Source organism: Paenibacillus sp. B46(2026), assembly GCF_056786355.1.
In genome coordinates this window covers 5,636,496-5,661,978 of the sequence record NZ_CM165907.1, presented here as the reverse complement: position 1 = coordinate 5,661,978, position 25,483 = coordinate 5,636,496, and the positions used below count along the sequence as shown (strand labels likewise).

The 25,483-nt window shown below is 44.9% G+C and carries 27 protein-coding genes and 1 tRNA gene; 25 read left to right on the top strand and 3 right to left on the bottom strand.

Annotation, left to right across the window (positions count from 1 at the left end; translation table 11 throughout):
- The first annotated feature begins 14 nt into the window (after window positions 1-14).
- Window positions 15-941, top strand: coding sequence for a class I SAM-dependent methyltransferase (locus AC1S8V_RS25105; protein WP_482071213.1), 927 nt, complete (start codon window positions 15-17; stop codon window positions 939-941).
- A 305-nt stretch (window positions 942-1,246) separates the two neighbouring features.
- A tRNA-Asn gene (locus tag AC1S8V_RS25100) sits at window positions 1,247-1,322 on the top strand.
- Window positions 1,323-1,390: 68 nt separating this feature from the next.
- Here AC1S8V_RS25100 and AC1S8V_RS25095 read toward each other — a convergent pair.
- Window positions 1,391-3,742: a helix-turn-helix domain-containing protein gene (locus AC1S8V_RS25095; RefSeq protein WP_482071212.1), complete on the bottom strand. Its 2,352-nt coding sequence runs from the start codon at window positions 3,740-3,742 to the stop codon at window positions 1,391-1,393.
- A gap of 491 nt (window positions 3,743-4,233) precedes the next feature.
- Here AC1S8V_RS25095 and AC1S8V_RS25090 point away from each other — a divergent pair, with 491 nt between their 5' ends.
- The 12 genes from AC1S8V_RS25090 to AC1S8V_RS25035 all read left to right on the top strand — a co-directional run bounded on the left by AC1S8V_RS25090 (window position 4,234) and on the right by AC1S8V_RS25035 (window position 14,891).
- A complete protein-coding gene (locus AC1S8V_RS25090) occupies window positions 4,234-4,542 on the top strand; it encodes a LiaF transmembrane domain-containing protein (RefSeq protein ID WP_017692311.1) in 309 nt (102 codons plus the stop codon).
- Between the two features lie 36 nt (window positions 4,543-4,578).
- Window positions 4,579-5,250, top strand: a complete 672-nt coding sequence (locus AC1S8V_RS25085; protein ID WP_482071211.1) for a PspA/IM30 family protein — start codon at window positions 4,579-4,581, stop codon at window positions 5,248-5,250.
- A gap of 4 nt (window positions 5,251-5,254) precedes the next feature.
- Window positions 5,255-5,488 (top strand): PspC domain-containing protein, encoded by a 234-nt coding sequence (locus AC1S8V_RS25080; protein ID WP_017692313.1) that lies wholly within the window; start codon window positions 5,255-5,257, stop codon window positions 5,486-5,488.
- Window positions 5,489-5,505: 17 nt separating this feature from the next.
- Window positions 5,506-6,009: a PspC domain-containing protein gene (locus tag AC1S8V_RS25075; RefSeq protein ID WP_278298326.1), complete on the top strand. Its 504-nt coding sequence runs from the start codon at window positions 5,506-5,508 to the stop codon at window positions 6,007-6,009.
- Between the two features lies 1 nt (window position 6,010).
- Window positions 6,011-6,718: a PspA/IM30 family protein gene (locus AC1S8V_RS25070; protein ID WP_124117409.1), complete on the top strand. Its 708-nt coding sequence runs from the start codon at window positions 6,011-6,013 to the stop codon at window positions 6,716-6,718.
- Between the two features lie 150 nt (window positions 6,719-6,868).
- Window positions 6,869-7,516: a cell wall-active antibiotics response protein LiaF gene (liaF, locus tag AC1S8V_RS25065; protein ID WP_482071210.1), complete on the top strand. Its 648-nt coding sequence runs from the start codon at window positions 6,869-6,871 to the stop codon at window positions 7,514-7,516.
- Window positions 7,517-7,547: 31 nt separating this feature from the next.
- A complete protein-coding gene (locus AC1S8V_RS25060) occupies window positions 7,548-8,663 on the top strand; it encodes a sensor histidine kinase (RefSeq protein ID WP_482071209.1) in 1,116 nt (371 codons plus the stop codon).
- Window positions 8,605-9,273 (top strand): response regulator transcription factor, encoded by a 669-nt coding sequence (locus AC1S8V_RS25055; RefSeq protein WP_091020933.1) that lies wholly within the window; start codon window positions 8,605-8,607, stop codon window positions 9,271-9,273. The genes AC1S8V_RS25060 and AC1S8V_RS25055 overlap by 59 nt, the downstream gene beginning before the upstream one ends.
- 412 nt (window positions 9,274-9,685) lie before the next feature.
- A complete protein-coding gene (locus tag AC1S8V_RS25050) occupies window positions 9,686-10,435 on the top strand; it encodes a YwmB family TATA-box binding protein (RefSeq protein WP_482071208.1) in 750 nt (249 codons plus the stop codon).
- A gap of 214 nt (window positions 10,436-10,649) precedes the next feature.
- A complete protein-coding gene (gene zwf, locus AC1S8V_RS25045) occupies window positions 10,650-12,200 on the top strand; it encodes a glucose-6-phosphate dehydrogenase (RefSeq protein ID WP_482071207.1) in 1,551 nt (516 codons plus the stop codon).
- Window positions 12,201-12,556: 356 nt separating this feature from the next.
- Entirely contained in the window at window positions 12,557-12,955 is a 399-nt protein-coding gene (locus tag AC1S8V_RS25040) for a DoxX family protein (protein ID WP_482074582.1), read from the top strand.
- 352 nt (window positions 12,956-13,307) lie between these two features.
- On the top strand, window positions 13,308-14,891 hold the full coding sequence (locus AC1S8V_RS25035; protein ID WP_482071206.1) for a peptide chain release factor 3: 1,584 nt from the start codon (window positions 13,308-13,310) through the stop codon (window positions 14,889-14,891).
- 228 nt (window positions 14,892-15,119) lie between these two features.
- Here AC1S8V_RS25035 and sspI read toward each other — a convergent pair whose 3' ends face one another.
- A complete protein-coding gene (gene sspI / locus AC1S8V_RS25030; protein WP_105409946.1) occupies window positions 15,120-15,353 on the bottom strand; it encodes a small acid-soluble spore protein SspI in 234 nt (77 codons plus the stop codon).
- Between the two features lie 127 nt (window positions 15,354-15,480).
- On the opposite strand from sspI, the gene AC1S8V_RS25025 reads away from it, so the two are divergent.
- The 10 genes from AC1S8V_RS25025 (at window position 15,481) to AC1S8V_RS24980 (ending at window position 23,204) form a co-directional block, all read left to right on the top strand.
- On the top strand, window positions 15,481-16,182 hold the full coding sequence (locus AC1S8V_RS25025; RefSeq protein ID WP_482074581.1) for a potassium channel family protein: 702 nt from the start codon (window positions 15,481-15,483) through the stop codon (window positions 16,180-16,182).
- A gap of 26 nt (window positions 16,183-16,208) precedes the next feature.
- Window positions 16,209-16,997 carry a TrmH family RNA methyltransferase gene (locus AC1S8V_RS25020; RefSeq protein ID WP_482071205.1) on the top strand — a complete coding sequence of 263 codons (789 nt, stop codon included), beginning with the start codon at window positions 16,209-16,211 and terminating at the stop codon, window positions 16,995-16,997.
- A 258-nt stretch (window positions 16,998-17,255) separates the two neighbouring features.
- Complete coding sequence (locus AC1S8V_RS25015; protein WP_482074580.1) at window positions 17,256-18,014, top strand: SDR family NAD(P)-dependent oxidoreductase; 759 nt, start codon at window positions 17,256-17,258, stop codon at window positions 18,012-18,014.
- Window positions 18,015-18,040: 26 nt separating this feature from the next.
- A complete protein-coding gene (locus AC1S8V_RS25010; RefSeq protein WP_482071204.1) occupies window positions 18,041-18,223 on the top strand; it encodes a hypothetical protein in 183 nt (60 codons plus the stop codon).
- Window positions 18,224-18,250: 27 nt separating this feature from the next.
- Window positions 18,251-19,249: an NADP-dependent oxidoreductase gene (locus AC1S8V_RS25005; protein WP_482074579.1), complete on the top strand. Its 999-nt coding sequence runs from the start codon at window positions 18,251-18,253 to the stop codon at window positions 19,247-19,249.
- A gap of 61 nt (window positions 19,250-19,310) precedes the next feature.
- Window positions 19,311-19,889, top strand: a complete 579-nt coding sequence (locus AC1S8V_RS25000; protein ID WP_482071203.1) for a TetR/AcrR family transcriptional regulator — start codon at window positions 19,311-19,313, stop codon at window positions 19,887-19,889.
- 89 nt (window positions 19,890-19,978) lie between these two features.
- Window positions 19,979-20,761: an SDR family NAD(P)-dependent oxidoreductase gene (locus AC1S8V_RS24995; RefSeq protein WP_482071202.1), complete on the top strand. Its 783-nt coding sequence runs from the start codon at window positions 19,979-19,981 to the stop codon at window positions 20,759-20,761.
- Between the two features lie 101 nt (window positions 20,762-20,862).
- On the top strand, window positions 20,863-21,174 hold the full coding sequence (locus tag AC1S8V_RS24990; RefSeq protein WP_482071201.1) for a hypothetical protein: 312 nt from the start codon (window positions 20,863-20,865) through the stop codon (window positions 21,172-21,174).
- A gap of 706 nt (window positions 21,175-21,880) precedes the next feature.
- Complete coding sequence (locus tag AC1S8V_RS24985) at window positions 21,881-22,468, top strand: sigma-70 family RNA polymerase sigma factor (RefSeq protein WP_482071200.1); 588 nt, start codon at window positions 21,881-21,883, stop codon at window positions 22,466-22,468.
- Window positions 22,455-23,204 carry a DUF3600 domain-containing protein gene (locus AC1S8V_RS24980; RefSeq protein WP_482071199.1) on the top strand — a complete coding sequence of 250 codons (750 nt, stop codon included), beginning with the start codon at window positions 22,455-22,457 and terminating at the stop codon, window positions 23,202-23,204. The genes AC1S8V_RS24985 and AC1S8V_RS24980 overlap by 14 nt, the downstream gene beginning before the upstream one ends.
- A 75-nt stretch (window positions 23,205-23,279) precedes the next feature.
- Here AC1S8V_RS24980 and AC1S8V_RS24975 read toward each other — a convergent pair whose 3' ends face one another.
- A complete protein-coding gene (locus tag AC1S8V_RS24975; RefSeq protein WP_482071198.1) occupies window positions 23,280-24,155 on the bottom strand; it encodes an AraC family transcriptional regulator in 876 nt (291 codons plus the stop codon).
- A 108-nt stretch (window positions 24,156-24,263) separates the two neighbouring features.
- Here AC1S8V_RS24975 and AC1S8V_RS24970 point away from each other — a divergent pair, with 108 nt between their 5' ends.
- Window positions 24,264-25,421: a Gfo/Idh/MocA family protein gene (locus tag AC1S8V_RS24970; protein WP_482071197.1), complete on the top strand. Its 1,158-nt coding sequence runs from the start codon at window positions 24,264-24,266 to the stop codon at window positions 25,419-25,421.
- Window positions 25,422-25,483 lie beyond the last annotated feature (62 nt).

The following is a 25,483-nucleotide window of genomic DNA, read 5'->3' as shown; positions in this document are numbered from 1 at the left end:
AGGAGTGAAGTAAAGTGACTACTGAAAAAAATATACCGGATACAGACCTGTTATTCAATCTCTCTGTATGGGAAGAGGCATGGATGAATCGTCCGAGAAGTTCAAAATATAAGAAGAAAAGTGCACCATTTAATACAGAAGAAGCGTTTGAGCGGTGGGCCAGAGATTATCATGCACAATCGTTTACTGAAGAAGGAAAACAGCGGTCTGAGCGCATTATGGGCTGGATTGAAAACCAGGGAGTAGAGTTCGCGGGCTTGTCCATTTTGGACATTGGAGCGGCCTCAGGCATATTTACCATTCCTTTTGCTGAAAAGGGAGCAAGGGTAACCGCTGTTGAGCCTTCTGACCTGCTTGTCTCACTCATGAAAGAAACGATACCTTCAGAGCTGGAATCTAATATCGAAATCGTGAAAGAGCGATTTGAGGAAATCTCCATTCAGGATAAAGGCTGGGAGAAGAAATATGATTTTGCATTTGCTTCCATGTGCCCGGCCATGTCGGATTGGGAAACAATTGAGATGGCGATCAACTGTGCTCGTAAGTATGTGTATATAAGCACTATAGCGGGACAGAAGGAACACACACTAATGGATGAACTTAAGGATGTACTTGGGATCAGTTCTTCATATAAGGCTGGTGATATGGGATATATCCAACAATTACTATATTTGAAGGGTTATTCATACACGATGATCATTACAAGAGAAGTTAACTCATTTGAAGTGCCGGTGGAAGAGATTATTGAGAAGCTGCCAGAATGGCTTAATACGTATGAGTTACCAACAGATGAAGATTCCCTCAGACTGGCTGAGAAGTATATCCGGGATACATATAAGGATAGTATGGTGACCTTCTCACGTGGAGCAAGGTTTGGTAAAATTCTGATCCAACTTGAACAACCCAATATGAAAACAGTCCGTACCAAGGATAAACGATAAATCGTATAAGATTGGTACGTGTTACAAGGGTCAGGAATCGAGACGGACAACGTAGTCTAACGTCTAAGATGACGCTAGGAAGTATCACATCGCTGCGCAAAAAGATGTACGTATGAAACATATGAAGTTAAGAGTATAGAAGTTAAGTTGTAAGTGAAGGGAGCAGAATATTTGCTCCCTCTTTTTTGTAAAGCCAATGAGTAATCCACTGCTTCGAACCAGACCCTCATTTATTTGGAGATGTTCGAGACAACGAAAAAACAAAACACATATCTAGTTTTCAGAGAATGATCTCTGAAGCATATTCCCTGATAGCTCAGTTGGTAGAGCACTCGACTGTTAATCGACTTGTCACAGGTTCGACCCCTGTTCGGGGAGCCATATGGAGAGGTGACCGAGCTGGACGAAGGAGCACGACTTACAATCGTGCTCCTTTTCTAATTTCTGTTCTACACTTCTGCTTTTTGTTTGCGCTCCCGGTACTGACCGGGGGTGATTCCTTCCCATTTACGAAATGATCGGATAAAGTTTTGCGGATTGTTGTACCGAAGTCGTGCTGCGATATCTTTAACGGTTAGATCACTTTCGTCCAGCCATTTTTTAGCGATGTTAAATCGGTACTTGGTCAGATATTCACTAAATGCACAGCCGGTCTCTTTGCGGAAAACACTACTTAAGTAATTGGCATTGTAGTGAAGCTTCACGGCACATTCCTCAAGCGTCAGATCCTTATCATAATCTTGATGAATCATGGCAATCATCTTCTCTGATATATGCTGATACTGGGCATACTGTCTTGCTTTAAAAACCTGAATGATGGGCAAGATGACTTGATGGTTAAACCAATCCTCAACTTCAGCGGCGTACTGCAAACCATGAAGTTCATGAAACATCGATCCATGGCCTTGGGTGATCTGTCCAAGACGAATACCGGATTCCTGAGTCATTTGCAAAATATGCGTCAGCAGCCTCATAAGAGCCACCTGATATTCCTCTGGTGTACACTCCATACCAAAGATCATTTCAAGCAGCTGTTGCAGAAGAGTAGAGGCCTGGACTTCGTCCGCACTTTGAATAGCTTGGATCAACGAATATTCCAATGATTCCGGGTAGGTCACGGACCAAGTGGGAGCATTATGATCTATGTTCTCATATTGAAAAATAATGCCTGTTCCCAGCTTCATCCGATGCCTCAATGCTTCCATGGCTTCTGTATAAGCTTGAGGGATGTGATATAGGGAGCTGTGCGGCTGGCTGAAACCTATACTGACTTGAAGAGCTAAAATCTCATTAATCTGTTGTTGTAACTGTTCTGTTAATACATATAGCTGTTGTGAAAAAATAAACTGATCCTGTTCCACGGTGCCAATCACCGTGCCTACCGTATGTTCCAGCACAAAGGGAAGCAATTGCTGGTTATGCACAACCGTTTCCTCCAATATATTTTGAATAGCAAATAATAAGAGGTCACGATCACTAGCACTATATTTTGTATGATTAACGAGATCGGCCTGTAGTGTAATAACAGCAATTTGTTGCCATTCCCGAACCTGATGCGTGTAGCCATATTCATTGAGGGTGTCATGAAGAGTATGAACAGGGCTCTTGCCCTGGAACAGATTCATCATAAAATGATTGCGAATCTGCAACAGATGCATATTAAGTGTGTTCTCTAATTGGGAGCGAGAGGCAGATAATTGTGAGACCCCTGCTCTGATCTGTTCGAACTCATCAGAGAGCTCTGGTGATTGCTGAGTCAAAGTGCCGCCATCTTTGGACAAGTGGTTGTCACCAAGTTGGGTTAAAAGTTTACGAATTGGAATATGCATTCGTTTGGAGCCGAGCCATGCGAGCAATAATGAAAGCATAAGCAGAAAGATACTGATATACAAGGTGTGTAATCCGATATCGATATATTCTTGTGTCAGAATGTTGGTAGGTGAGATTAGTACATAAGTCCATCCTTTTAAGGTAGAAGGGCTATACGTCAGAGAATAGCTTGTATCGGCGATCTTGACTTCACGTTCTTCAAAGCCTGTTGAAAATGTGATGGGAGATAGTCTAATTATGCTGGCTTCCGTATCACGATCTTGTAATCCAACTGCAGACAGCGGTTGTCCAATGTATACGGGATCGGGATGTACCATGATACGTTGTTCCCGATTTAAAATGATCAGTCCTGAGGCAGAATTCCCCATGGAGGCTTCACCTAGCGTATTTTGTAAAGAGCATGCAGGAATTCCGGCAATTAAGGCTACATCGGAAGACGTATTCAGATTCGGAATAGATCTCGCAAGGGCAATATGATAAATACAGCCTGTACCGGGTGAACGCTCATCATTACTGAACACCGATGAAGGGGAGAGTTGCCATCCGGAGGTTAACGTATCCGAAATCAATTCCTTCATGGGAAGAGCCAGTGGAAAATCCGTATTACGATATAATCCGGCATGATCAATAAGCCAATTCTGAGATTGATTCACCAGAGTAATATCCAGCAAAGGTTCCCATGACCTCATATTCTGAAATTCGCTCTGTAACTTGTCGGCAAGTAAAGGTCCTTTCCCTTCTAGTGAAGAAGAAGCAGACAGGGAACGGAGGGTTACTGGAGAGCGAACGGCCTGATCAAGCATATAACTGACTGTAGCGAGTTTGTGTTCTACGTTGGATTGCATTTGTTCCAGCAACTGTCTGTTGGCCTGCGTACGATGCAGCTCAGTTTGGTTTGATGAATAGATAAATGCGGCAATTCCCGTTAACAAAATGGGCAGGGTACTTAACAGGATTCCGAAGATGATCATTTTATGGAGATAGCTGATTGGTCGCACAGTTTCAGTTCCACCCCTGACATTAGAAATAGTAACACTTTCTATTTTAGTAAACGCTTACATATAGAACAATCTAAATTTTGTTTATTTGGATAAATAAGTAATTTTGAGGAAGGGAAACGAAATTGCAGTGTGAACGTAAATAGAGGCATGGACATCATTCTCTCTACAGGTCGATATCGGGTAAAGGGGTAGCCTGAATACGGGTATATAAAAGGTATCCGGAGCTATACAGCTTGGGTGGAACGAAGGTCTTATATAGGGACAGTCAAAGGTCCAACTAGATCCCCGACCTGAGTCTAGGATGAAAAACCGTCCACGGTCTGTTTTGAAAAGTCTCAGAATCCCCTAGAATAAGGACATAAGGTTAAACAAGAAACACGGAAACAAAAAAACAAGAAACAAACGAACAAATGACTTAACCAGTTAAAATGAACGAACGGAAAGGGCGGTGAACAACAATTATGAGATTGAATAAGGGAAATGGCTGGGCGATTGTATTGATTGCACTGGGTGCACTACTCCTCTTCGGAAAGTTAACTCCTCTTCTTGGACACTTAATGGGTTATCTGATTCCGGTCCTGATGATTGCACTGGGATATTACGGAGTTAAACGAGGGAATGTGATGCTTGGCTGGATTGTTCTCATCATCGGTATCATCTCACTGATGGGTAAGCTGGCATGGCTGATCGGACCGATCATCGCGATCGGGTTAATCATCTTTGGTATCTCAATGCTAAGCAATAACCGCAGTCGTCGTGGTCGTTACTAAGCTTTCAGGATTATGAAAAAGGAGGGACAGAACATAATGAGTGTATTTCGTCGAATGCGGGATATTACCGTAGCCAATCTGAACGAACATTTGGAGCAAAGTCAGGATCCAGTCAAACTGATTGATCAGTTCCTGGTCTCGACCCGCCAAGACATCGGTGAAGCCGAGAAGCTTCGTCACCAATATGCAAGCCATACCAGACAAATGAAACAACAAGCCGATCAGGCAGCAGGTATGGTGAACAAACGGGAAGAGCAGGCTTCCATGGCTCTGAAAGCAGGGGAAGAGCATCTCGCTAAACTGGCTTTGCAGGAGAAAATCCTCCACGAGGAAAAAATGGAACAATACAATGAATTGTATGCACAAAGTTATGCGGCATTACAGGAGCTGGATGAACAGATCGACCAGCTGAAGGTTGAATATCAGAATGTATACAGCAAACGCCAATATTACTACGCTCGTATGCAGACGATTCAGTTACAACAACGTATGAACCAGAGAGGGAATCACAACGGTCAAAATGTACCCCGTATGTTTAACCGACTGGATGACCAAGTCTCTGATCTCGAATATGAAGCACAAAGTCTCCGGGATATCCGGCGGATGAGCCAAGACGGTTCAGGAGCGACTGGCAGCATGTCATCCTCTGCGCTGGATAAGGAACTGGAGCGCTTAAAACAGAAATTGAACAATGACAGGAAGGAGTAGTCACATGAGTAAATTATACCGCTCGGCGCGTAATCGAATGCTAACAGGTTTGATCGGCGGCATTTCTGAAAATCTCGGATTGAGTACCACGCTGCTACGTATCATCTTCTTCATCAGTATTTTCGCTACGGGAGGTACATCATTGTTGATCTACTTCATCGCTGCGCTGGTGGTACCAAAGGAATCCAATCACGTTGATCCGTATGCTTATGATTCCAACGTAAGAGGATACAAGTAAACGAAAGGAGCAAACACATGAGCAAATTATACCGCTCAACGCGTGACCGGATGTTAACCGGCTTGTGCGGCGGAATTTCCGAAAGCATCGGAATGGATTCCACCCTGCTGCGGATCATCTTTGTCATCAGTATCTTCGTAACAGGCGGCACGTCGTTGTTAATATACTTCATTGCCGCACTGGTGGTACCAAAGGAACCGTATCCGCCTTATGATCCATATGGCTATGGTCCGGGCCCTGGTCCTGGCAGAGGATACAACAACTATGACCATCAGCCGCCAAGAGGTCCTTTTCAAAATAATCACAACCAACAAGGTCCTGGCAACTTCGGTCCCGGCCCAGGATACAACAGCAGACCCCAATCTGGTCCGCGCTCTTATGACAACAACGCCTACGGAGCAGGAGCACCGCAAGAAAGTGAACTTGATTCCATGATGAAAGATATCGAGAAAAAAGCACTGAAAAAAGAAGTTGAAGAGCTTCGCCAAAAATTATCTCGTTACGAGAAGGGAGAAAAGTAAAATGGGAGTATTTAAACGGATTAAGGATATGACGAAAGCATCGGTAAATGATATGTTGGATAAAGTAGAGGACCCGATTGTAATGTTGAACCAGTACTTGCGTGATATGGAGGCTGAGATTCACGAGGCAGAGGTAACTGTTGCCAAACAAATGGCGAATGAGCGCCGCATGAAACAACGTCTGGATGAAGCGGAGCGTACTTCGGTACAACGTGAGTCCCAAGCAGAAGCTGCTCTGGCCAACGGTCAGGAAGAAGTGGCACGCAAATTGCTGGAAGAGAAAATCTACTTTGATCAAAAAATTACGGAGTACAGTGAACTGCATGCACAGTCCGAAGCACAAGCGAAAGATTTGCTGCAACAGTTGCATGATATGAAAGATGAGTTCTACAAAATGCGTAACAAACGTAATGAACTCGTATCCCGTGCACAAATGGCAAAAGCCAAAAAACAAATGTCTTCCATTAACAGCTTGCATTCCATCGAAAGTGGTGGGGCATCACTAGGATTCCACCGCATGGAAGAGAAAATCATGCAACTGGAAGCAGAAGCTGACGTAGCTCGTGCACCTTACCGCAACACATCATCCACGTATACGAATCCTGTAGATGTGGAAAAACAATTCAAAGTGGATCAGCAATTGCAGGCCCTCAAAAACAAAATGGGCAATGGTTCCAAGAATGAAGCGAACGGAACTTCAAAAGAATAACTGTTCGCTTGGTGGACAATATGATATTCTATAAATCGTGTATAATGTACGGTTGGTAGAACAAAAGTTAAGCCATACAGGACTTCATTGCCTGGTATGGCTTTTCCGTTGAATAAAGATAGAATAACTTACAGAGGAGGTGCGGCAGGGATGAATAAAAAGAGCAAATGGCTTGCAGTTGTCGTTATTATTATTGGCACATTAATGTTGTTGAATCAGAATATTAATATGCTGACCGCTGCCGCACTGATTCTGTTAACGGTTGGAATGCTTCAAGTCCGCAAAGGGGATACCCGCAAAGGTTATCGGTATCTTGGCATTGGTGCGGCACTGTTAGTACTGGATAATTTAATGATTGTATTTTTGATTGTACTGGCTTCTTTAGCTTACTTTTATTCAAAAAACAAAAAGATTCATCTGGACGAGGGCGTTATGAAGAAACAGAACTTCATGGCTCGGTACTACTGGGATCAAGCATCTTGGACGTTACGTAGTATGAGTCTGTGGCATGCCATAGGTGAGGTTAACGCCGATCTGTCTCTTTCGATTCCGGAGGAGAAACAAACGATTGTGCTGCTGCAAGGAGTGATGGGTAATGTTCGCCTTACGCTACCAGAAGATTATGGTGTGGAGATTGAAGCATCGGTTCTTTTTGGCCGGATTAATCTTCTTGGAGAACAAGATAGCGGCATGATGAACAAATTAGTATGGAGAACACCTGGATATGAATCCAGTGAACATAAAGCAAAATTTGTCATTTCTTATATTGTTGGCGACCTAAGCATCAGTAATCCGTAGTAATATAGATGAAGAGAAGGAGGAGACCCCGATGAAGACAAAACGACATACCGACATGGTAACCCGAAGTATGGGTGAAGGGATCCTCCTGGTTTTCATTGTGCTCGCTGTTATTTTGTATGTATTGTATACATATGGTTATCTTGCTCCGTTTGCAGGCTGGCGGCATCTGATTCAATCGGGTCTGGCTCTATTGCTGCTTCTGATTGGAATCGGTGCGGTCTTTGGGTTCTATCAGAGTTACCGGGTTAAACGCCGGCTCGAACTACTGCGGGAAACACTTCTACTGTGGGAGAAGGGCTCTCTATCACGCACTGTACCTGATCTGGGCGATGATGATGTGGGCCGTTTAAGTGAGCAACTCGGACGAATCGGCAAAAAGTGGGAAGATCAGATATCTTCGCTCCAGCGATTGTCTACTCATAATGCACAGCTTGCTGAACAAGCCAGAATTACGGCTATTGTGGAAGAGCGGCAACGTTTGGCACGGGAACTGCATGATGCGGTATCGCAGCAATTGTTCGCGATATCCATGACAGCAACGGCCGTTGGACGGAAGATGGAGAAGGATTTTGAACGTGCTCAGAGGCAGGTGGCTTTGATTGAGGAGATGGCTTCGGTAGCCCAGTCCGAGATGCGTGCGTTACTGTTACATCTGCGGCCAGTCTATCTGGAGGGTAAACATCTCGAACAAGGTCTGCGTGATCTGGTGATGGAACTGAAAACAAAAGTACCCATGGACATTGTGCTCGAAATGGACGAAGACATTGATCTGATCAAAGGCATCGAGAATCATCTGTTTCGAATCGTTCAGGAGGCTATGTCCAATACGTTACGGCATGCAAAAGCGGAAAAAATGGAGATACGGATCCAGGGCCGTACTGATGCGATCCGGGTATTGATTCGTGATGATGGGCAAGGCTTCGATCTGGATGAGAATAAACAAGCTTCCTACGGTCTGGCTAACATGCGTGAACGTGTTACGGAGATTGGCGGGGCCATACAATTTGTAACAGCACCTGGTAAGGGAACGCGGATTGAGATTACGATACCTTTGATGAACGATGAAAGCGAGGAAGAACATGTCAATGGAACCGGAAGTCGAAACGGAGACGGAAACGTCGATCAAAGTATTGCTCGTGGATGATCATGAGATGGTACGTATTGGTCTTGCAGCGGTACTGGATACCGAAGATGGAATTGAAGTTGTTGGTGAAGCAGGTAGTGGAGAGGAAGGCATTCGGCTCGCACAGGAATATAAGCCTGATGTTGTTCTGATGGACTTGGTTATGGAAGGAATGGATGGCATTGAGGCTACTCGTCAGGTACTTAAAATGTATCCGGAGTGCAAAGTCATCGTATTGACCAGTTACCTGGATGATGAAAAAATGTATCCTGTCATTGAAGCAGGCGCATTCAGTTATCTGTTGAAAACATCAAGAGCCAATGAAGTGGCAGATGCGATTCGCGCAGCAGCTCGCGGACAATCCGTTCTGGAGTCCCAGGTCGCTTCGAAAATGATGAATCGATTCCGGCAGCCACAGGCAGCAGCTCCTTTGCATGATGAATTGACGGACCGGGAAATGGATGTGCTCCGGTTGCTGGCTAAAGGCAAGTCGAATCAGGACATCGCTGATGATCTGATTATCGGCATCAAGACAGTCAAATTCCATGTTACAAACCTACTGGCAAAATTGGGCGTAGACGACCGTACACAGGCCGCGATCTATGCTTATAAAAACGGACTTGCAGAGTAACAAGAATCATATGCAATATCATAATCAAGCCAAAGAACCGTACTTTTAATGTGCGGAAATTATAGATAAGAGATGATTCAGATATAAGTGCGTGTTCAAAAAGGTCGGTTTTCAGTACCAAGAAGAAGGGATAAAGCTAGAAATGGAGTAGCGGAGTGTAGATCGAGCTACGTGAGCAACGGACATTTCGGCTGAATTCCATATTCGATGTTGATGATGCCGCTAGGCACCCTTCGTAATCAAAAGCGGACTTTTTGAACAACCTCTATAAGTATGAATGGAAAGCTCCGATCTGCCATGCATGTGGTAGAGGGGGCTTTTTTTGATGTGTTCTGAAGAAGTATAGCTAATGTGGGAAAGGGGCATGCTGTTGATAGATTCATAGAATGCAAGAAAGAAGCGGGGGATTCAAATGTTAAATCGTTGGATGACAGCAGGTATATTAGCAATGGTTATCATTATTCTTATCGGTGTGACACGGGTATATGCAGAGAAGAACGAACCGAAAGCAGCCCAACTGGAACAATTGATCTATACTGCTGACAGCGTGATTGATAATGTGGATCGTCTAGTTATTAAATGGCAAGGAGAAGGCCAGGGAAACGCAGAGGCACAAGCAGCATTACTGGCTAGTCACTTGGGACTTGAACCACCGATGCAGGTACGTCAGACGGGCCATGATGTGTATCGCAGTGAGATGGTTGTCGATGAGGCTACTGGAGAAGCAGGGCTGTTGGTCAATGTCGTCGAGACAGGAGACAACGGCTACTACGCCATCGTACAAATTTCAGGGGATGCACACACGGATCGGAAGGCATTAATGACGTTACATAAACGGGTAGATGAACTGCTTGTAGACTCAGGGATGAAGGTAACCTGGAATATGTCTGTGCAAGGTACAGCAGTTACTGCTACTGAATCTGATGCGAGTGAGCAGTTGGCACTGATCGAGAAACAGTTGTCCAATAATGTGGATATCGCTTCCGTTGAACGTTATACAGATGCAGGCACTGCAAGTGTCTCTTATGAGGCGGCTGAGCTGCCCCTGTCGATTAAGAGTGGCTCACACATGTTAAATATGCAACTCGCAGTTCACCAAGTTGGTGACGAGGTCGACAATCGAATTACGGTGGGGTTTCCGGTGATTACGATTGAATATTAAGGGATAAATTTTTTCTGAATATGGACAGGATAGTGAGAATCTTTATCAGAAAATGAGTGTGAAATAGTGCATCCGTTCAGTTGATATGCTAAAATGGCATCACATCCAAGAAGGAACTTGCTGGTAATTGACAGTTGTATGTCGTGCATATATAACACCATTACATAGCTCGGGGAGAGCGTGAAGGTTATCTTCCCGGAAGAAAGAGGAGCCCATGGTCGAAAAACAATCGCAAGATGAAGTACAGACACCAGGCGCAGTATTTTTCATTTTTGGAGCAACGGGTGATTTGGCCCGCCGGAAGTTATTTCCGGCGATCTACAGTCTTTACCGCGAAGGCAAGCTTGCCAAAGACTTTGCGGTTATTGGTGTAGCACGTCGTCCGAGGTCCCCAGAAGAATTCCGGGAAGACATCTATGAATCCATTAAGGAATTCTGCCGTTATCCAGCGGGGGAACCTGATGAGTGGAACGCTTTTGTCGATCATTTTGAATACAAAGCACTGGATATCAATAATGTAGAAGGGTTCAAAGAGCTGCGTGCGCAGACGGAGAATCTGGAAGCAAAGTTTAACACGCCCGGGAATCGGCTGTTCTATCTGGCACTGGCACCGGAGCTGTTTGGCAGTGTCTCGTACAGTTTGCGGGACGGTGGCATGTTAGAAAGCCGGGGATGGAACCGATTGGTGATTGAAAAACCATTTGGTTATGATCTGCAATCGGCCGAACATCTGAATGAGCAGATTCGTGAGGTGTTCCGTGAAGAGGAAATCTATCGGATTGACCATTATCTGGGCAAGGAAATGGTGCAAAATATCGAAGTGATTCGCTTCGGGAATGCTTTTTTCGAACCGCTCTGGAACAACAAACATATTGCCAACGTTCAGATTACGCTGGGTGAGACGGTAGGCGTGGAAGAACGTGGTGGTTATTATGATCACTCCGGTGCACTGCGTGACATGGGGCAGAATCATATGCTTCAAATGCTGACGATGATTGCGATGGAACCGCCGAGTCGCCTATTCCCGGAAGACATTCGGGATGAGAAGGTGAAGGTATTACGTTCATTGCGGGCCTTTACTTCGGATGAGGAAGTGAGCAACAACGTTGTGCGGGGACAGTATGCCGAAGGGGAGTACCGTGGCAAGCAACTTCCGGGGTATCGTCAGGAAGACAAGGTTGACCCACAGTCGAATACGGAGACGTATTTTGCCGCACGTGTATTTGTAGATAATTTCCGCTGGGCAGGTGTGCCATTCTACATTCGGACAGGCAAACGTCTACCGGTGAAAACAACAGAGATCGTAGTTGAGTTCAAGTCGATGCCGAATAACGTGTACCTTGGGAAAAAATATAAGCTTGAACCAAATCTGCTGGTCATTCGGGTGAATCCGATGGAAGGCATATATATCAAAATAAATGCCAAGAAACCGGGCTCGGATTCCGAGATTCAGCCGCTCGCGATGGATTTCTGTCAGAGCTGCATGATCGGAATTAACTCACCTGAAGCGTATGAACGTCTGCTGCATGATGCAGCAGAGGGGGATTCTACGTACTTTACCCGTTGGGATGAAGTGGCGACGGCATGGTCTTTTGTGGATCGGATCGCAGCAGCCTGGGGACAAAATCAAGGAGAGCTCCATACGTACCCTGCTGGAACTTGGGGACCAGAAGCGACAGATAAACTGCTGGAGCAGGACGGGTTCCACTGGTGGCCGGTGAATGGTCAGGATGAGGATCGTGTGATCTGGCAAGTCAACAATTAATGCTAATCGTTCATAAGGTGAAATGATTAAGGGGCTTGGAAAGAGCGCGGATGAAGCGAACTTTCCGGGCTTCTTTTTGATGCGAGAAGATGGAGGGAATGCGACTGGATAAATATATTTAAATTAAGTTGTTGACAAAAAGTAAGTATATAACTTATACTCAACACAAGAGATAAAGAGTTACGCAAATGACAAACTTAACCCGATGAACTTTTCGGATAAGTGCACCATTCATGAGATGAAATGTGAACCAGTTGAAGGGGTTTCGACACTACATCATGAAGAAAAAAAATTGGCATAATATCTTTAATCTAAGAATACTATTTTGTATATATTGAATGGAGGAAAAGAAAATGATGTTGGACTTAGGATTGTTGTTGATTCGTTTGGTGATTGGATTGTCGTTCATGGCGCACGGGGCACAAAAGCTGTTTGGATGGTTCGGAGGTTACGGGATCAAGGGTACAGGCGGCTGGTTTGAATCGATGGGGATGAAACCAGGTGCATTGGTAGCGTTACTGGCTGGACTCGCTGAGTTCGGTGGTGGACTGTTGCTGACTCTGGGTCTGCTCACACCGGTAGGTGGCATTCTGATTGCACTGACGATGGTTATTGCGATTGTGAAAGTCCATGGTGCGAACGGTTACTGGTCCACACAGAACGGATTCGAATATAATCTAGCGATTCTGGTAGTTGGTGTAGCACTGGCTCTGACGGGTGGCGGACAATACGCGCTGGATGCATTGATTTTCTAAACTCGATAACGAGAAATGAATGAGGAGTGCCTGGATGCCATGATTATGGCTGAAGGGTGCTTTTTTTGCAAGGGAAAAGAGAAGAATCTGCTGTAGTAATCGGTTATTTTCGGTACAGATTATGGTACAATAGGAGAGTTGAGTTAAGAAGCAGTTCAGGGTATGGATGAAAGCACAGATTTGAGGAGGATGAACTCCATTGTAAATGTGTAAAATTAATCTAGTGTGTAAATACCTCGTATGCAAAATGACCAGTGTACAATCAACCGGCCTCGCCGGATTGCATAAAGATTGAATGATGGACCGGCCATGCCGGATTAACGTGAATGAACGGACGAAAGGGATTAAACCTATGAGCAAAGCTGCAAATGATATTCTTCAACACGAAGTGGACAAACGCCGGACGTTTGCCATTATCTCTCACCCGGATGCGGGTAAAACCACATTAACCGAGAAACTGTTGCTGTTCGGGGGCGCGATTCGCCTTGCGGGAACGGTAAAAGCTCGTAAAGCAAGCAAACACGCCACAAGTGACTGGATGGAAATTGAGAAACAACGGGGGATCTCGGTTACCTCTTCCGTAATGCAATTTGATTATCTGGATCACCGCGTCAACATTCTGGATACACCGGGTCACCAGGATTTCAGTGAAGATACGTATCGTACACTGACGGCTGCCGATAGCGCGGTAATGTTGATTGACGTGGCAAAAGGTGTCGAGGCACAAACGATCAAATTGTTCCAGGTGTGTGCGAAGCGCGGTATTCCGATCTTTACGTTTATCAACAAACTCGACCGTGAGGGTAAAAGCCCATTTGACCTGATGGAAGAGCTTGAAAATGTACTGGGTATTCGTTCAGTTCCCATGAACTGGCCAATTGGTACAGGTCGCGAGCTGTGCGGTGTGTACGACCGGATGAAAAATCAGGTGGAATTGTTCCAAGGGGACGATCACTCGACGATTAAAGTACAAAAGGTAGATGGCTACAAAGATCCAATTATTCGTGAGATGGCTGGAGAATATCTGCATGATCAGTTGTGTCAGGATCTGGAGTTGCTGGATATCGCGGGTGACCCGTTTGACATGGAGAAAGTTCAACGCGGTGAACTGACCCCTATTTTCTTCGGTAGTGCGATCAACAATTTCGGCGTGCAGACCTTCTTGGAGAATTTCCTGGAACTGGCACCGAAACCTGAGCCACGTCGCAGTACGGTAGGAGAAATTCAGCCAACGAATGAGAAATTCAGTGGTTATGTATTTAAGATTCAGGCAAACATGAACCCTGCACACCGGGATCGTATTGCTTTCCTGCGTATTGTGTCAGGCAAGTTCCAACGTGGAATGAGTGTGAAGCATACTCGTGTGGGCAAAGAGATCAAGCTGTCACAGCCACAGCAATTCCTGGCACAAGACCGGGATATTGTTGAAGAGGCATATGCTGGTGATATTATCGGTTTGTTCGATCCGGGTATCTTCCGGATTGGCGATTCACTGAGCCAAGGCAGCGAGGTTGTCTTTGAGGAGTTGCCAACGTTTTCACCAGAGATTTTCGCCAAAGTTACCGTGAAAAATGCATTGAAACATAAACAGTACCAAAAAGGAATTGATCAGTTGACGGAGGAAGGAACCATTCAGGTGTTCCAGACGGCAAGTTTCGACGAGACAATCCTCGGTGTAATTGGTCAACTTCAATTCGAGGTATTTGAATACCGGATGAAAGGTGAGTATGGGGTAGACGTGCAATTGCAGCGTATGCCGTATCAGTTCGCTCGCTGGATCGTGGACGAGAATCTGGACGCAAGTAAATTCCGGATTAACTCTGCGCTTGTCAAAGATAAAAAAGGGAATTATGTAGTGCTCTTCGAAAATGAGTACGCAATGAGAACGGCTATGGATAAAAATCCTACAGCTCAATTCCTGGAGACTGCGCCTTAAGTGAAGACTGACGTATTCCTTGGGAATCATTGAAGGGTTAGTTGAACGTGACAAGTTCATGCGATGAGATAGAGCTTGTTAAAAATAAGATCCCTCCGCCGATTGGCGGAGGGATCTATTGCTGTACACCTTACTTATGGGCGGGTATGAGCCAGCCGAATAAGGGAAAGCTTTCTTTTGCAGACAGAACAAACGTAATGATGGTTACCTTACCCTCCAATGCTTCGATTAACGAAGCGGTTGAACGGGAATGGTGTGCAGATGCTCCTGCGCGATGTGAATGAGTTCTTCCTGCTTGGCAGGTTCTGTGTTCTTCCAGATCATCTCGAAAATGGCGCCAAGTCCAGGTAATGCAGCTTCCGGTCCATCTACTGAACCTTCAATCATCTCCCTGAGCTGATCATCACTCTTGTCATGAACTTTATGAACAATCGCTTCACGCAGGCTTAATGTAATGGGCATCGCAATTCCCTCCTCGTATATTCGCTGCTCTAATACTGTTCCCTGGTAAGCGCGAGCGCATTCAAGTTTATCAGGCTTTGTGGTATACTACGAAGGATTATTTACGTTAGCATGGGTATCCGTAATGATGCGTCATGCTGAAGTGCAGTGGGAGGTTAAGACCCTAATGGCCAAGAAACAGTATGCCGTAATTGGTATGGGACGATTCGGATCAAGTGTTGCCAATGGACTGAGCGGCATGGGATTCGACGTGCTGGCAATTGATGCGGACGAGCAGCGGACTCAGGAAATGTCCAATGTGGTGACCCATGCGGTATCGGCAGATTCAACAGATGAAGAAGCGCTGCGTGCGCTGGGCATACGGAATTTCGACGTTGTCGTTGTGGCAATTGGTGAAGATATTCAGGCGAGTATCCTGACAACACTGATATTGAAAGACATGGGTGTACCGGTACTAATCGTAAAAGCTCAAAATGAGCTTCATGGTAAAGTACTGCAAAAGATTGGTGCGGATAAGGTGATCTATCCTGAGCGGGATATGGGACTGCGCGTAGCCCATCATCTGACCTCGCCTAATATACTCGATTACATCGAGTTATCTGAGGATTACAGCATTTTGGAGATGAGAGCTTCCGAGCAAATGATCGGCAAGAACCTGATGGAATTAAATATCCGTGCACGGTTCGGTTGTAACGTGATGGCGATCCGCAGTGGGAACTCGATGAACATTTCGCCGTACGCTGAGGACCAGATCGAAGCTGGAGATGTGCTGATCATTGTGGGTCACAAGGATCATTTGACGAAAATGGAGCTTGCGTATCCGAAGTGATGGATGCAGATGGGAAGGATGGAAAGATGGATATTGTATCACCGCAAAATACACGTGTAAAAGAATGGGCACAGCTGCTGGAGAAAAAGCATCGTACCCGTCAACATAAATATATCATTGAGGGCATTCATCTGGTCCAGGAAGCATTGCGCGCCGGAGCGGATCTGGAGTGCATTGTGTACGACGGAGAGCAAGGCGTACCGATTGAGCTTGCAGGGCTTGAGAACCCGCTACAGCATGTAGAGTGGGTCAGTGTATCTCCTGCGGTTATCGCCAAATGTACAGATACGATGACTCCTCAGCCTGTATTCGCGATTGTACGTAAAGGCAGCGAACCACTGGAAAGCCTGATCGCAGGAGCGCGTGGGCTTGTTGTTGTGCTGGATGGGGTGCAGGACCCAGGTAATGTGGGGACAATCATCCGTAGTGCGGATGCAGCTGGAGCAGCTGGAGTTGTACTTGGCGTGGGCTGTGCTGATGTATATAACCCGAAGACGATTCGTTCGACGATGGGGTCACTGTTCCATTTGCCCATTGTGGAGGGCCAGTTGGAATCCTTGCTTCCCGAAGTGAAGGCTGCGGGCGTGAAGTTGGTCAGTACTTCTTTGCAGGCAGAGCATTCATGTTATAGTTATGATTTTACGCAGTCAGTATGGCTTGTCATTGGTAACGAAGGTAAAGGCATCTCGGATGCTACGGCACGTTTGGTGGATGATGCGATTACGATCCCGATGCAGGGACAGGCTGAGTCGCTTAATGCGGCAATGGCGGCGACGATTTTGCTGTTTGAGGCTATGAGACAGCGGATGGGATAGGTAGTAAAATAAATATCTGCAATCAAACGTAACAAAGACTGGATACTGGTTGACGATTCACTCAACCAATTCTCCAGTCTTTTTCTAATGAACACAACTCAAAATGAAATGTTAGGCTAAAAATAATTATTTACTGTTCGTTCTAGTAATGATATGCTAACAGCAAGTTAGATCTAACTGTTTTTTTTATGGATTGAAGAATGATCGTTCTAAAAACTGAAATTACACTAATCTAGAGAATTTGAGGGAGAGAATATGATGAAATACACAGTGATTACAGGAGCAAGTTCAGGGATTGGATATGAGACGGCATTGGCATTTGCAGCACGTGGGAAAAACTTGATTTTGGTAGCTAGAAGATTGGATAAGCTTGAAGAGCTTAAATCGACTATTCAGGGTATCGATCCTAAAGTAAATGTTGTCGTTCACACAAGCGACCTGTCTGTTACCGCAGAGGCGTACGCACTGTATAACGATTTGAAGGAATATCAGATTGAAACTTGGATCAATAATGCGGGGCTTGGAGAAGGTTCGTTCATTGCTGAACAGAATTTGGATAAAGTGGAGACCATGCTACGTGTTAACATCGAATCTTTGACCATCCTTTCTACACTGTATGTGCGAGATTATGCGGATGTTGAAGGTACTCAATTGATTAACGTCTCCTCGGCACTCGGATATGCGATTGCTGTTGGCAGTGTTGCTTATTCTGCATCGAAATACTACGTTAGTGCCTTCACAGAAGGTCTTGCCAAAGAACTGGAACTGAAAGGTGCAAAACTAAAAGCGAAGATCCTGGCACCAGCGATCACGGAAACAGAATTTGTACAAAAATCAATAGATGCTGAAGGATTTGATTACAAAGCAAATATGTCCAAATACCACACGGCCAAAGAAATGGCTGGATTTATGGTGGATCTCTATGATCATAACGATGTAGTTGTAGGGATTGTAGATCAGAACTATGATTTCCATCTGAGAGGCGCAATCTATCCGGTCATTTCAGAATTGAATTAATACATCTATAAATACCCAATTCGGATTTGGTGAAACGACTTCAACAAGGTGCGCCACTGAATGAAGCAGATCCGACAACATTCTTTGGATTGGCAAGTAAGGGCTACACGGATTATCCTGCGTTGGAAGAATTAACGCCGCAAGAGGGTTACACTAGCACAAAGCATGTAACGTGGCGTACAACTGAACATTGTGCGCCATGTTCCTAGCTTCTAAGTAAAGGAAGAGGATAAATGATGAGAGCAGCTCAAATTCAGAAATACTCCAAACAAATCCAAGTGGAAATTAATAATATTGAGACACCTCAGATTCAGAGCCATGAGGTCCTCGTCAGAGTAAAAGCTGCGGGTGTAAATCCGCTGGATATATTGAATATGAATGGCAGTGTTCGGATGATTGCTGACTATACGTTGCCTTTAACTTTAGGGAATGAATTATCGGGTGTCATTGAAGCCGTTGGTGATGATGTGTTGAATTTTAAAGTGGGGGATTCGGTCTATACAATGTTACCTCTGAATAAAATTGGTGCTTTTGCTGAATACGCGGCTGTACATGAGGATGCTTTATCCATAATTCCTGAGAATCTGTCTTTTATCGAAGCTGCTGCCGTACCCCTTACTGCCCTGACCGCATATCAAGCATTGCATGATGTACTTCGAGCTGAACCGAATAAAAAGCTGTTTATACCTGGCGGAACCGGGGGATTCGGTGCGATGGCCATCCCGATTGCCAAGTCCATGGGATTAACGGTTATTACAAGTGGCAGTGAGAGGGGCAGAGCACGTACTCTATCCATTGGAGCAGATCAATTCATTGATTATAAGACCGAGCAGTATGCTGATATCCTGTCCGATATCGATTATGTCATTGACACTTTGGGTGCGGACGAGATCAAAGCTGAATTGAGCATTTTGAAACCACAGGGGAAATTAGTCTCTTTGAAGGCAGGACCCAATTATCGCTTTGCAGTGGACAGTCAATTCCCGTTGTGGAAAAGAGCATTGTTCGGTCTCGTAGGTGCACGCCTGGATTCTTTAGCGCGTAAGAATCAAAATGAATATCGTTTTTTATTTGTGCATTCCAGTGGGATTCAATTGCAAGAAATCACAGCTCTTGTAGAAAAAGAAGACATTAAACCTTCGATCGATTCTACGTATACGTTTGAGGACATTGAAAAGGCATTGATTAAAGTATCAACGGGTCACTCTCAGGGCAAAGTCATTGTTACCTTTTAAAGGCTCGTTAAGATGATGCTCATGCTATTCAATGTTCGTTTTCTGAACAGGAGGGAAGCCAATGGCGAGAAGCAAAGAGTTCGAAGAGTCAGTTGTACTGGATAAAGCAATGAGACTTTTTTGGGAACAAGGCTATGAGAAGACGTCTATGACGGATCTGGTCAATCATATGGGAATTCATCGTAAAAGCTTGTATGACACATTTGGCGACAAACATACCTTGTTTCTAAAGTCAGTAGATCTGTATGGTCACAAAATCAGCTCCGCCCTTGCAGCAGGCGTAAAGCGTTCTCAAACGGCAACGGAAGCACTTCAGTTTATATTTCTTTCTTTAATTCATGGAGAGGAACCTCCAGCATCAGGCTGCTTCATTGTCAATTCGACGGTAGAATTGGCGGCACGGGATGACGACATGAATAACCGATCGACGGAGATGTTTGCAAATACGGAGAAACTAATCAAGGACATTATTGTGTGGGGACAGCAAGAAGGTGAATTCACAACGGAGTACAACGCCGAGGTATTGGCGGAATATCTGCATAATGTAGGTGTTGGATTAAGGGTGATGGCCAAGACTTCAATGACCAAGGAAAAACTTCTTCGTATAGCGACGCTATCCATGGAGCTCATACGGAGGTAGTCTATTTTTTTTACTATTATAGAACGTTTGTTCCAATATTGATGTTCCAGATGAAACATATTTTATAGAAAAGAGAGGCAGGTAATGACATGAGAAAGACAGTTCTAATCACAGGGGTATCGGGTGGGATTGGTAAAGAGTTAGCAGATCGGTTTGCCAAAGGTGGACATCATATTGTGCTGGTAGCAAGAAGCGAGGGTAAAATACAGGATCTTGCTCAGGAGTATCAGAAAAAGTATGGCATTCAGGCGACGGTTATTGCCAAAGATGTAGCGGCACCTGGGGTACCACAGGAGATTTATAATGAGCTGAAGGAAAAGGGCATTGTTGTTGACTATCTTGTCAATAATGCAGGCTTCGGTCTGTTCGGAACGTTTATGGAAACGGATATGGAACAAGAAGTCAATATGATTGACGTGAATATAACGGCTTTAACCGTCATGACAAAACTGTTCTTGCCGGGGATGATCCAACGTGGGCACGGCGGCGTGATGAATGTGGCTTCGTTGGTAGGCTTTTTCCCTGGGCCGATGATGTCGGTATATTATGCGACGAAAGCGTATGTGCTATCATTCACCGAAGCTTTGGAGAACGAAGTGAGCGGTACTGGTGTTACGGTGACGGCACTGTGTCCAGGTCTGACCTCTACCGGATTCGTTGATCGTTCGGGTATGGGTGTCTCGAAGATGCTGCAAGGCCCGATCATGGAAGCGGGACAGGTGGCGGAAGAAGGATATCAAGGCTTCTTGCGTGGCAAGACGTTAATTATGCCAGGGGCTCGTAATCGATTCATTGCATTTATGCCGCGCTTGTTACCGCGTAAGATGATGACTCGCATAATTAGATCCTCACAGGACAAGACAGGACATTAAACATAAAAAGGAGCTGGTCGATTTGATTTTATGATTCCCCCCAAGCAACCGTATCATGGAATGAGGAAAATAAGGTAGTTGTTTTGCAATGGAAGAGCTTTGTGCAAGGTGAACAATATCGTACACCACTAAATATATTATTGGAGTTAGCGGTGCAAAAACACTCGAATAAGGCGTTATACGATAGCCGTCACTTGGCCGTTATTTCACCAGATGACCAAGAATGGGTTGCACAAAAGTGGTATCCGAGATCACTCACAGCAGGACTTAAGTATTCAGCCCTGCTTGTTCCCCATAAAGCGATAGCTAAATCGAGTATAAACCGAATGCTCTCGGGGATAAATGTATCCAATCCATCTCAGGAATTTCAAGATATAGATGAAGCCTTCCAATGGCTGGAAACTGTAAAATGAGAAGGTAAAAACATGTTATGCATAAATCAATTGAGTTCGTTAGCGTTACTAAAATCAGGTTTCTCCCAGGCCCCAGCTCAGCAATGGTTCAAACCTCATCCCATTGTACAGACTGGACGATTTCACGGGCTAGATATTTGGAACTGGGCAGGAGACTGCCTACTCGTTTGGGGTTCTTCATGTTTGCTGTAAAATAGGTGATGGTCTCCATAGCAAAGCACTGGAATATGTAATGAGAGCAAATTTCCGATCTCGAAAAGGAACGTTATAAGCGATCTCGGATTGATTACCTATATCTTTATCTGCACGGAAGAGATGAGCATAAAAGAAGTAATGACGACTCAGCTCTTCTTTATGTCCCATGAGAACTTACAATTTTGGAATCAGTTTATTGTAGGAAGTAGAACCATCCGAATTTGGTACCAGCAACAAAAAACAAAACAATCCATCCCCATATAAACAACAAACGTAGAGGTCGTGGAATCAGGAGATATTCTGAGTACAATTTGGTGAAAAACTTCATCACAGTAGTCCATCCTTCGCTAGATGATTCAGATGTAGAACCTCCATTTATATCAAAATTAGGTATATTATATCATTATAAACACCAATAGGTTCTTTAGTTTTTTAGAAATATTTATTAAATAAATCGAACGAAATATTGCTGGCATGCCAATATATAGTGTAAGGAGGAGGGGGATGGATAATGAGTGAGCAAGATGAGTACATAGAACTTGTAACGTTAATACGGGCGGGGCATGAAGAAGCATATGGAGAATTATATGAGAAAACAGTGACGAGGATATATCATACTGTGCGATTTCTCATCAAGGACAAGTCTGACGCGGAGGATGTGGTACAGGAGATATACATTCAGGCGTATCGATCATTGGCGCGATATGATGCGGAGCGTGCTTTTCGTCCCTGGTTAATGGGTGTAACGATGCGACAGGTTAAGAGTTATAGACGCAAAAGATTGATGCAGTTTCGGTTTGGCAAGCGGATCGAAAAATCTGACGTGGGACTAGAATATGATTTTTCCACTGATCTGGTCAACAAACTGGCAAATCGTCCTTTGCTGGAACAGGTGCGCCGTTTGTCGTATAAGCTGCAGCAGGTGGTCACACTTCATTATTTAAATGAATACACGCAAGAGGAGATTGCTGGCATATTGGAAATTCCGCTTGGAACCGTAAAATCGCGTATACATGCGGCGCTGGCGAAGTTGAGACAGAAAGAGAAGATGAATCCAAGGTTGCGGGGAAAGGTGGAGGATCTGCATGAAACTCGATGAACAGTTGCGAACAGCCTACCAGGAAGAGACCAAAGACTGGTCCGTTCCTGCGAGAATTAAACATAAACTGATGGATGGTATTCGAAATGATTCACACATCAGAAGAAATCGAAAAAAATGGCTGGTCACTGGGCTATTGGCTGCTGTACTCATTGTTCCCACCGGAGCCTACGCAGGGTACACCTATCTCGCAGACGGAATATATGGTTCACAGGAGAATATCGCTGCTATGGGGGGAACAGCTGAGGATTATATGAGGTTGGAAGCGAAGCTGCAGACGGCTAAGGCCCATTTTAGTGAAGAAGAATTTGTTCAATATATGGACTTGTTAAAGCAATTCGGGCAAATGGCCGTGAAGTATGCCGATTCTCGGGGCAATATACATCCAGAGCAGTGGAGTACAGTAGAGCAAGAACGATATAACCTTCTTGTAGCTGAGCTGGAACCATTCTTTGAAAAGCTGGAAGCTGTGAGTACTGCTTCACAAAAGGATCCTATGAGTGAGCAACAATTCTGGACGGAGCAGTTGGCGCGGGCGGAGGAGATGTTATCTAAAGAGGAGTTTACTCAGTTCAAATCTGTGTATGAACAGATGAAGGAGTATGAAGTGATGGTGGTGGACAAGGATGGAAGCATTCATGATGAGCGCTTGTCAGTGGAACAGAAGGATGATTTGAGGCAATTAAGAGAGCGACTTATTCCGTATTTGGAGAAGTTGGGGCTTGATGTGCGGTGAAGCAAGTAAAAACGGTTTGTACGAGAAGAAGCGGAGAAGTGAATTCTTTCGCTTCTTTCTTTATGTTGTGATCCATTACTTCCTCCCCTGCACCTTCAGCCGATATTGATGTGGTGTAGAACCTGTGGCAGTACGGAATACTTTGCAAAAGTAGGAGGGGCTGGTCATACCGACACGGTGACCGATTTCGGGAACGGTTAGCGAGGAACGGGTAAGCAACACACAGGCATGACGAATGCGGGTGGCTTGAGCATAAGCAACAATCGTGGTGCCAGTCGTTTTTTTGAATACATGAGATAGATGATAGGGGGACAGATGAAGTGTATCTGCGATATGCTCCAAACGGAAAGGCTCCTGGTAATGCTGCTCAATCCATTGCATGATGGCTTCGGCATGAGGGTGAAGAACGTTTGCGCTGGACGAGAGTACATCTTGGGAGCGGTGTTGCTGCCCGTCCTGCCACAGATAGCGAAGTTGTGCGAGCAGATCCAATAAAAAGAGGTGTGTATCCTCCTCTATTTCGTGAGGAAGCAGACCTGGATACGTATCTGCATATTGTTCCATTCGTTGAACGAGTGGGGATGTGGCAGCAAGTCGGATGGGCTGAATGGGGGATTGCTCTTCCAGCAGATCCTGTATGAAGTCGTGAGTAACGATAAATTGGGGCCAATGTGCCTTCAGTAGATTAAGTTCAACCATGAGTACATTTCGAATGAAAGGCTGCTGTCTGGATACTTGAATCTGGATGTGGTGCAATTGAAAAGGTCGAAAAATCATGAGCATACCGGGTTCAAGGGAGAAAACCTGACCTTCGGTTATCAACTGCCCATATCCTTCGTGAATATAGGTTATCTCCAGCTGCGAATGAGCATGGAACACTTCTCGAAACGTAGTGTTGGATGTACGGCGACAGACCAGCTTAAATTGTTCTCCCAGGAAGATGGACATCATGAATGCCTCCCTTATCATGCGCAAGATAGTTTTATTTTAGCACAAGATGAACGCATAAAAGCGCTTTATTATTGTGTATTGTGAAGGGAATAAGGGAGGTATGCAACGATGTTAAAAGTGGCTATTATCGGAGCAGGTGCAATTAGTGGAGCACATATCTCAGCATATTTGGCGTTCCCTGAGCGATGTCAGATTGTTGCTGTGGTCGATATCTACGTGGAAAAAGCACAGAAGCGAATTAATGAATATGGTCTGGAAGGTGCACAAGCTGTCACGGATTACACAGATTTACTCGCCCAAAACATTGATCTGGTATCAGTCTGTACACCACCGTATACGCATGCTCCCATTGCTTGTGATTTCATGCAAGCAGGTGCGCATGTGTTGGTCGAAAAACCGATGGCTTCTTCCCTGGAGGAAGCGGATCTAATGTTGAGAGCAGCGCAAGAAAGTAGCAAGTTACTATCCGTAGTAGCACAGAATCGGTTTACAACACCGATGATGAAGCTGAAAGGTGTGCTGGACAGTAAACGGATGGGACCTATTGTACATGTGCAGGTTGATTCGTTCTGGTGGCGGGGTCACAATTATTATGATCTTTGGTGGCGCGGGACATGGGAAAAAGAAGGCGGAGGCTGTACCCTCAATCATGCGGTGCATCATATTGATGCCATGCTCTGGATGATGGGACCTCCAGTGGAGCTACAGGCGATGATGGCAAATACGGCACATGATAATGCCGAAGTTGAGGATATATCCATGGCGATGCTTCGCTTCCAAGAAGGGGCTCTTGGCATGATTACCAGTTCCGTCGTACATCACGGAGAGGAGCAGCAGTTAATTTTTCAGGGCAAAGAAGCCCGGGTATCTGCACCTTGGAAAGTGGTTGCTTCTACCGCGCGGAATAACGGATTTCCGGAACCGAATAGAGAGTTGGAATTCCAGATTCAGAAGCTCGCTGACGAATTACCGGAGGTCACTCATGTCGGTCACGCTGGGCAAGTTGAGAATATGTTAAATGCTATTGAGACAGGATCTCCCCTTCTGGTGGATGGCCAAAGTGGTCGGAATACGCTTGAACTGATTGTGGGTATCTATAAGTCGGCAAGTACGGGAGAAAAGGTTGTTTTTCCACTAGGGGTGGAAGACGCATTTTACACAAGAGAAGGAATTATGCAACATGCCGTACACTTTTATGAAAAAAAGACGACGGTGGACAACTTCGAGGATTCGAGTATTACACTCGGAAGTAAGTTGGATTTTTAATGCAAATTTCTAGTGTTTTTTAGACTATTTAATCATTTATTTTGTGATAAGAGCAATATGAA

Coding starts and splice junctions, on each gene's coding strand:
- AC1S8V_RS25095 (WP_482071212.1), bottom strand. CDS start 3,742: ATGATCATCTTCGGAATCCTGTTAAGTACCCTGCCCATTTTGTTAACG.
- AC1S8V_RS25090 (WP_017692311.1), top strand. CDS start 4,234: ATGAGATTGAATAAGGGAAATGGCTGGGCGATTGTATTGATTGCACTG.
- AC1S8V_RS25085 (WP_482071211.1), top strand. CDS start 4,579: ATGAGTGTATTTCGTCGAATGCGGGATATTACCGTAGCCAATCTGAAC.
- AC1S8V_RS25080 (WP_017692313.1), top strand. CDS start 5,255: ATGAGTAAATTATACCGCTCGGCGCGTAATCGAATGCTAACAGGTTTG.
- AC1S8V_RS25075 (WP_278298326.1), top strand. CDS start 5,506: ATGAGCAAATTATACCGCTCAACGCGTGACCGGATGTTAACCGGCTTG.
- AC1S8V_RS25070 (WP_124117409.1), top strand. CDS start 6,011: ATGGGAGTATTTAAACGGATTAAGGATATGACGAAAGCATCGGTAAAT.
- liaF (WP_482071210.1), top strand. CDS start 6,869: ATGAATAAAAAGAGCAAATGGCTTGCAGTTGTCGTTATTATTATTGGC.
- AC1S8V_RS25060 (WP_482071209.1), top strand. CDS start 7,548: ATGAAGACAAAACGACATACCGACATGGTAACCCGAAGTATGGGTGAA.
- AC1S8V_RS25055 (WP_091020933.1), top strand. CDS start 8,605: ATGGAACCGGAAGTCGAAACGGAGACGGAAACGTCGATCAAAGTATTG.
- AC1S8V_RS25050 (WP_482071208.1), top strand. CDS start 9,686: ATGTTAAATCGTTGGATGACAGCAGGTATATTAGCAATGGTTATCATT.
- zwf (WP_482071207.1), top strand. CDS start 10,650: ATGGTCGAAAAACAATCGCAAGATGAAGTACAGACACCAGGCGCAGTA.
- AC1S8V_RS25040 (WP_482074582.1), top strand. CDS start 12,557: ATGTTGGACTTAGGATTGTTGTTGATTCGTTTGGTGATTGGATTGTCG.
- AC1S8V_RS25035 (WP_482071206.1), top strand. CDS start 13,308: ATGAGCAAAGCTGCAAATGATATTCTTCAACACGAAGTGGACAAACGC.
- sspI (WP_105409946.1), bottom strand. CDS start 15,353: ATGCCCATTACATTAAGCCTGCGTGAAGCGATTGTTCATAAAGTTCAT.
- AC1S8V_RS25025 (WP_482074581.1), top strand. CDS start 15,481: ATGCGTCATGCTGAAGTGCAGTGGGAGGTTAAGACCCTAATGGCCAAG.
- AC1S8V_RS25020 (WP_482071205.1), top strand. CDS start 16,209: ATGGATATTGTATCACCGCAAAATACACGTGTAAAAGAATGGGCACAG.
- AC1S8V_RS25015 (WP_482074580.1), top strand. CDS start 17,256: ATGAAATACACAGTGATTACAGGAGCAAGTTCAGGGATTGGATATGAG.
- AC1S8V_RS25005 (WP_482074579.1), top strand. CDS start 18,251: ATGAGAGCAGCTCAAATTCAGAAATACTCCAAACAAATCCAAGTGGAA.
- AC1S8V_RS25000 (WP_482071203.1), top strand. CDS start 19,311: ATGGCGAGAAGCAAAGAGTTCGAAGAGTCAGTTGTACTGGATAAAGCA.
- AC1S8V_RS24995 (WP_482071202.1), top strand. CDS start 19,979: ATGAGAAAGACAGTTCTAATCACAGGGGTATCGGGTGGGATTGGTAAA.
- AC1S8V_RS24985 (WP_482071200.1), top strand. CDS start 21,881: ATGAGTGAGCAAGATGAGTACATAGAACTTGTAACGTTAATACGGGCG.
- AC1S8V_RS24980 (WP_482071199.1), top strand. CDS start 22,455: ATGAAACTCGATGAACAGTTGCGAACAGCCTACCAGGAAGAGACCAAA.
- AC1S8V_RS24975 (WP_482071198.1), bottom strand. CDS start 24,155: ATGATGTCCATCTTCCTGGGAGAACAATTTAAGCTGGTCTGTCGCCGT.
- AC1S8V_RS24970 (WP_482071197.1), top strand. CDS start 24,264: ATGTTAAAAGTGGCTATTATCGGAGCAGGTGCAATTAGTGGAGCACAT.